This window comes from Lactobacillus nasalidis (assembly GCF_016587775.1).
In the GTDB taxonomy this organism is placed as follows: Bacteria; Bacillota; Bacilli; order Lactobacillales; family Lactobacillaceae; genus Lactobacillus; species Lactobacillus nasalidis.
Genome location: NZ_BOCG01000363.1, coordinates 1 through 1,341, shown reverse-complemented (window position 1 = coordinate 1,341; position 1,341 = coordinate 1). Strand labels below are relative to the sequence as shown.

The window sequence follows — 1,341 nt, the reverse complement described above, 5'->3', positions numbered from 1 at the left end:
CCAGGCGCTATCTGGAGTCGCTGTCGACCTATACCCGCCGGCGGATGACCCAGGCAGCCAAGGCTGACGTTGACGCGGTGCGCTATATTCCGGCGGCCCTGGCCCTGCACCAGCGCCCGGGCGTTCCAGGCATCCGCAGCACTTTTGGCACGGGCACGGAACTGCTCAACAGCCTGCGGCTGATGTTTTCGCGCCTGGCCAGCCACCGCTGTCCAAACGGCCATTATCTCCAGCCCAGCTTGAAGGTCGCTGCCGAGCAGCCGCTTTACTGTCCGGAGTGCGGCGCCAAAGTCACGGCGCCGGGGGCAGAGGATCTGGCCTTCAACAGCCGGGGGGCCTGCCCGACTTGCTCGGGAACCGGGGTCGTCCGGCTGGTTGACGAGGCCAGTCTGGTTCCAGATGAAGAGCTGACGATCGACGAGGGGGCAGTGCTGCCCTGGAAAAGGCTGATGTGGTCCCTGATGCCGGATGTGGCCCGGCAGATGGGCGTCAGAACCGACGTGCCTTTTAAAGACCTGACTCCGGAAGAAAAGGAGATCGTCTTCCACGGCCCGGCGGTCAAGAAGCGCATTCTGGTGCAGAACAAGAAGCAAAACAGCGGCGGATACCTGGATTTCACTTATTTCAATGCCGTTTATACGGTTGAAAATTCCTTAAGCAAGGTCAAGGACGAAAAAGGGATGAAGCGGGTGGCCCCCTTCCTTAAAGAGCAGCAGTGCCCAGACTGCGGGGGCAGCCGCTTGTCAGAAGCGGCCAGAGCGCCCCGGATCAAGGGCAAGAACCTGGCCCAGGTCTGCCAGCTGACCTTGAGCGAGGCGGATGATTGGGTTAAAGAGCTGCCGGACTGGCTGCCGGAAGCCATGCGGCCGATGGCGCGGAGCATCTGCCAGTCATTTACGGACACGGCCAAGCGGCTTTTGGATCTGGGGCTGGGCTACCTAAGCTTGGACCGGGCGGCAGCCACCCTGTCGACGGGAGAGCGGCAGCGGATGCAGCTGGCCAGGGCCGTCCGCAACCAGACGACCGGCGTCTTGTATATTCTGGATGAACCCTCAATCGGCCTGCACCCGGCCAACCTCAAGGGCTTGAATGAAGTGACGCGGGAGCTGGTGGCTGATGGCAATTCAGTGGTTCTGGTAGACCACGACGTCCAGGTTCTGGCGCAAAGCGACTGGATGGTCGAAATGGGGCCTCAGGCTGGCGAAGGCGGGGGAAAGGTAATCGCGACCGGCCGCCCGCAAGAGCTGGCGGCCAATCCCAACTCGGTCATCGGCAAGTTTTTGGGCGGAGAATCCCGGCAGCTGCGCCAGGCATGTCCGCCGGCGGACATGTTCGCGGCCG

General features: G+C 62.6%; 1 protein-coding gene. It reads left to right on the top strand.

The window, feature by feature from the left end:
- A partial coding sequence (locus tag lacNas_RS06880; protein WP_507762776.1) for an excinuclease ABC subunit UvrA occupies window positions 1-1,341 on the top strand: 1,341 nt, incomplete at both ends.